The following is a 4123-nucleotide window of genomic DNA, read 5'->3' on the forward strand; positions in this document are numbered from 1 at the left end:
AATATTATTTTACCATGTTAAATTGTTTTATTCATTGAGAAATATAGTTTCATTTTATATTTAAAAGAATTCTATAGGCTAGAACCACCTATTAATTAGGGGGAACTGACATGTTAAGCTAATATTATAATACTTCTAGAACGGAAATTTTGAGCAATATGTATACGAGCCACATATTAAAAAAAAGACACTCTCAAGAGTGCCTCTCCTTAGCAGCCGAATCCGCCGCCCCAACAGCTAGCGCCAACGATGATTAATAAGATGAAGAGCACAACAAGTAAGGCAAATCCGCCGCCGAAACCACAGCCTCCACCACAACTACCGCCATAGCCCATATTAACTCCTCCTTCCATAAAGACCATTTATTAATGGATTTAATTTACTTTATGTTTTTAAGGATGAATGGAGCAGGTCCTTAAAAAAATAAAAGGATTTTAGAAGTTAAAAAGAGTTGACGACCTTATTTTTGTCACCGGTATCTCGCCTTCTACATATTGTATTTTATTCTGTGTATTGGGGGAAGGAGGATCTTATGGCTAATTCTGAGATGATTTTACGTTTACTTACGGATTTAAAGATTGAACAACAATTGCTGAAAGAACAGTTAGAGAAAATGCAAACAGCTGTGACTATTCTTGAGGAAAAATCAGTGACGCTTAAAGAAAAACCAGCGACGCTTAAAGAAAAAACAATGACTCCTGAAGAAAAACCATCTGTTACAAAGCAAAGAGCTTTTTCTGGACGCCCAACATCTTTTCGTGATTGGAGAGCATCTAGTCAAAAAAATTAGGGAATGTTATGTGAAATGATAAATGAAAAAGTACAGTCTGCTGTAGAAAAGACTGTACTTTTTTATGTTAGTAGAGAATGTTAAGGGAGACGTATTTATTTTGCCTATTCCAATTCCACTTTTAATTGGAGCTCTTTATCTAACTTATCATTATTAAATTTTAAAGTTAATCCTCGCGTGTTTTTCGGTACATCGAATACAATGTTTCCGTCCGAATGTTCATCAGGGTTAACAATACCAAATTTAAATGTAGACGTATTTGCAGCTTTAAGTACGGATTGATATTCATTAGAAATGTGATATTCTCTTCCAAATCCATCAATTAATTTAAAGTTGTTAATATCTAGTGTAATGGGTTCTTCTTTACGATTATAAACTGCGATGTCTAATACTTTAAAGACACCTTGTGCTTTAACTTCTCCAGTCCCTATAACATCTAATGACTCGGCAGATCCCATTGACATGTATACATCAGAGGAATCTACATTGGTAGGAAGTTCTTTTTGCGAATCCTTGCTGCTAAGTTTGTCATTCTCTGTTTTTTTAGAAGTCGCCTGCTCATTTTTCGCAGGTGCATCATGTGAACCGCAAGCTGATACTCCAAACAAGAATGTGCTACATAATAATGAGGCTAATAACTTTTTATTCATCGTTTCTTCCTTCCAAAATAGAAGCACTTTAATGAGTGCTATATATTTGTCTTTATATGTATTACATTTTATATCTTATTATATTAATTTTGGAAGGAAAAGGGAAAATATTGTGCGTTTCTCTGATTCGAGTTATTTATCCGTCTAAAAGTTGAAATTAAAATGAGCCCCATAAATGATAAACCATTCCACTAACAAAAAACACTAATCCTAAAAATAAAACAATTAAAGCAAGTATTCCATTTTTATTATGTTCCATAAAATTAGCTCCTTTTTCATTTACTTACATACAAAAAGCCTTTAGTCGTAATTATGGCTAAAGGCTGTGGTCATTATACTTTTGTGGTCAATATTACTTTATTTAGCTGTATCTGAGTAATATTCCTCAGCACGAAACTCTTTAATAAGTGATATTTCATTTGTATCTGGATTAAACTTAAATATTTTAATTTGATTTGATTCGTCTTTGTATGCAAATGTATTCTCACCAACTTGGGTCATATTGCTGGTGTTTAAGATAGGATCGCTACCGTGATCAGTAATTTCTACAGTTTTCTCCCGGTCCCAAAACGCAATGACAATAATCAAAATGATAAGACATACCCGTATAAAACGTAATTCTCTTGCAACAGGATGTTCCATCTGTTAGTCTCCTTTACTGTTTGATAGAGTCTGTTTATAAAAGAGATAATTCCTAGGAATATAAATAAAAAAGACACCGTAAAGTGTCTTTTTTATTTTAGTTATGCGCATTACTTAATAAGACGCTAGTTCCTCAGTCTGGCTATGAGTAACTATGTAGGGTAATTCCATTATAACATTTTAACCAGTAATGGGTCTATATGGAATTTTGTTGATTTTCTTTTTGATTATTCAGAATGACTTGCCAAGTATTTGGATGAGGAAAGCAGTGAGACAGAAGCGACTAAACATGTTTTAGAAGAGTGTCTTCTTTTTTGTATCATTGTGAGTAAAGTGTAGAGTTATATTTCCCTTTACACAAACATAACGGTATAATATAGTTAAGTTAAGTAAACTTAACTATTAAGCAAAACGAAATAAAAGCATGGAGGATGCTATGACTAGAACGTATAAAGAAGTAATTAATGAAATGAATCGAGCCTATACGGAACTCTATATTTTACTATTTCAAGATTTAAAGGATGAGTTCGGTCTTACTGGGCAGCAAGAGAGCATGTTATTTCATATTCATTTAAATGAAAACACGACAGCAAATAACATTGCGAGTACGTTTAATATAACGAAAAGTGCTGTGAGCCAAGTTTTATCGAAATTGGAAAAGCAACAGATGATTTCGAAACAAGTGAATCCTAACAATAAAAGGGAGTATTTCCTTACGATCGGTCCAAACGGTAGTAAATATATCGAAAGATTGTCTGAGTTAGATGATGTATTGATCGAGAAATATTTCTCGAAAATTGATATTGGAGCGTTGCAGCAAATGACTGATACGTTAACGAAAATAAATAAAGTGATATTGGAAGAAAAGCAGAAGGATCTTGAGTCTAATGAGTAAGAATGAAGATGAAGCAATTAGTAGAAAGGAGGAGAAGCGTGTGATGAGTTACATACCAAATATGATTACGATAGCAAATTTTGTGTGTGGGCTTTTGGCTATTCACGCTGTTTTCGTTCACGATATGCATGGTGCAGTTATGTTCATTATTACAGGTATGGTATTTGATCTGTTTGATGGTATGGTCGCTCGGAAACTAGATGCTGCTTCGGAAATAGGCGGAGAGTTAGACTCATTTGCGGATTTAGTGACCTTCGGTGTGGCACCATCTATTCTTGCCTATAGTGTCGCTTTAAAAGATTTGCAGTTTATCGGGATGATATGTGCGCTCGCTTATAGTATTTGCGGAATGCTGCGGCTTGCTAGATTTAACACGCAACAAAGCAAACTCCCAACATTCATCGGAATGCCCATTCCATTTGCGGCAATGTGTCTCCTCATTTTATGCCTCCTAAATAACCCAGTTTCCGTGGCATTTGGCACATGCGTACTCGCTTATTTAATGGTGAGCAAAATCAAATTCCCTCATTTTAAAAAAGATATATCGGAAAGCTTGAAGTCCGAAAGATGGGATTAATAGGAAAGATAAGGAGCATAATATGATTCGTATGGCATTAAGATCATTCAACATACAAATATATTGTTTATTAGGCGTGATGTTATTGGGATGGTTGCTGACACCTTTTCCAGCCCAGTTTGTAGGGATAAGCATCGGCCTTTTAGTGAGTATGTACTGCGCCTGGATTTTAGGAAGGCGTATCGAAAAGTTCGGAAATAGCATCGTAAAAAAAGAAAAAGCACCAATGCTCGGCATGATGAATCGGTTTGCAGCCGCCATACTCGGTGCGATTATTATGTATGAAATTGAACACCGTGAGTACATGTGGACATTTGCAGCTGGAATTATGGGTGGGTATTTCCTGATTATTATTAATTTGGGCTATTACAGTATGAGGGATGAGAAGAAATAAAGTGCTGTGTAAATAACTAATTTGGATGATTTGAATGTAAAAGCCTCAAAACTTTCTTTTCTAGAGAGCTTTTTATTACAAAGAAAAGACACCCATATAAGAGTGTCTTTTCCAATAGTTTTTTAGCAGAAGCAAGAAGCTCCAACAATGATTAATAAAATAAACAATACAACTA

The 4123-nt window shown here is 34.6% G+C and carries 8 protein-coding genes; 4 read left to right on the forward strand and 4 right to left on the reverse strand.

Features of this window, described 5'->3' with window-relative positions; translation table 11 throughout:
* Positions 1-209 precede the first annotated feature (209 nt).
* Positions 210-335, reverse strand: coding sequence for a YjcZ family sporulation protein (locus ABWK52_RS19435; RefSeq protein ID WP_000540377.1), 126 nt, complete (start codon positions 333-335; stop codon positions 210-212).
* A gap of 197 nt (positions 336-532) precedes the next feature.
* Between ABWK52_RS19435 and ABWK52_RS19440 the strand changes: the two genes are divergently transcribed.
* Positions 533-790 carry a hypothetical protein gene (locus ABWK52_RS19440; protein ID WP_000013694.1) on the forward strand — a complete coding sequence of 86 codons (258 nt, stop codon included), beginning with the start codon at positions 533-535 and terminating at the stop codon, positions 788-790.
* 104 nt (positions 791-894) lie between these two features.
* Here the strand turns inward: ABWK52_RS19440 and ABWK52_RS19445 are convergent, their stop codons facing one another.
* The gene (locus tag ABWK52_RS19445) at positions 895-1440 is read right to left on the reverse strand and encodes a DUF4352 domain-containing protein (protein ID WP_001035574.1); all 546 of its coding nucleotides are present in this window, start codon (positions 1438-1440) and stop codon (positions 895-897) included.
* A 357-nt stretch (positions 1441-1797) separates the two neighbouring features.
* Positions 1798-2082 carry a YmzC family protein gene (locus ABWK52_RS19450; protein WP_000400966.1) on the reverse strand — a complete coding sequence of 95 codons (285 nt, stop codon included), beginning with the start codon at positions 2080-2082 and terminating at the stop codon, positions 1798-1800.
* Positions 2083-2518: 436 nt separating this feature from the next.
* On the opposite strand from ABWK52_RS19450, the gene ABWK52_RS19455 reads away from it, so the two are divergent.
* From ABWK52_RS19455 to ABWK52_RS19465, 3 genes are read left to right on the forward strand one after another with little or no spacing between them, the layout of a single operon-like run.
* Positions 2519-2977 carry a MarR family winged helix-turn-helix transcriptional regulator gene (locus ABWK52_RS19455; RefSeq protein ID WP_000198950.1) on the forward strand — a complete coding sequence of 153 codons (459 nt, stop codon included), beginning with the start codon at positions 2519-2521 and terminating at the stop codon, positions 2975-2977.
* Positions 2970-3554 carry a CDP-diacylglycerol--serine O-phosphatidyltransferase gene (gene pssA / locus ABWK52_RS19460; protein WP_000041621.1) on the forward strand — a complete coding sequence of 195 codons (585 nt, stop codon included), beginning with the start codon at positions 2970-2972 and terminating at the stop codon, positions 3552-3554. The genes ABWK52_RS19455 and pssA overlap by 8 nt, the downstream gene beginning before the upstream one ends.
* Before the next feature lie 22 nt (positions 3555-3576).
* Entirely contained in the window at positions 3577-3948 is a 372-nt protein-coding gene (locus ABWK52_RS19465) for an ATP synthase subunit I (protein WP_000620582.1), read from the forward strand.
* Between the two features lie 122 nt (positions 3949-4070).
* Here ABWK52_RS19465 and ABWK52_RS19470 read toward each other — a convergent pair.
* Positions 4071-4123: YjcZ family sporulation protein (locus tag ABWK52_RS19470; RefSeq protein WP_114556246.1), on the reverse strand; the 53-nt coding region annotated here is incomplete at its 5' end.

This window comes from Bacillus sp. AP50 (genome assembly GCF_040492675.1).
GTDB lineage: Bacteria > Bacillota > Bacilli > Bacillales > Bacillaceae_G > Bacillus_A > Bacillus_A cereus.

What these genes read in the sequence shown, in the direction of transcription:
- ABWK52_RS19465 (WP_000620582.1), top strand. Translation starts at nt 3,577, where the DNA reads ATGATTCGTATGGCATTAAGATCATTCAACATACAAATATATTGTTTA.
- ABWK52_RS19455 (WP_000198950.1), top strand. Translation starts at nt 2,519, where the DNA reads ATGACTAGAACGTATAAAGAAGTAATTAATGAAATGAATCGAGCCTAT.
- ABWK52_RS19450 (WP_000400966.1), bottom strand. Translation starts at nt 2,082, where the DNA reads ATGGAACATCCTGTTGCAAGAGAATTACGTTTTATACGGGTATGTCTT.
- ABWK52_RS19440 (WP_000013694.1), top strand. Translation starts at nt 533, where the DNA reads ATGGCTAATTCTGAGATGATTTTACGTTTACTTACGGATTTAAAGATT.
- ABWK52_RS19445 (WP_001035574.1), bottom strand. Translation starts at nt 1,440, where the DNA reads ATGAATAAAAAGTTATTAGCCTCATTATTATGTAGCACATTCTTGTTT.
- ABWK52_RS19435 (WP_000540377.1), bottom strand. Translation starts at nt 335, where the DNA reads ATGGGCTATGGCGGTAGTTGTGGTGGAGGCTGTGGTTTCGGCGGCGGA.
- pssA (WP_000041621.1), top strand. Translation starts at nt 2,970, where the DNA reads ATGAGTAAGAATGAAGATGAAGCAATTAGTAGAAAGGAGGAGAAGCGT.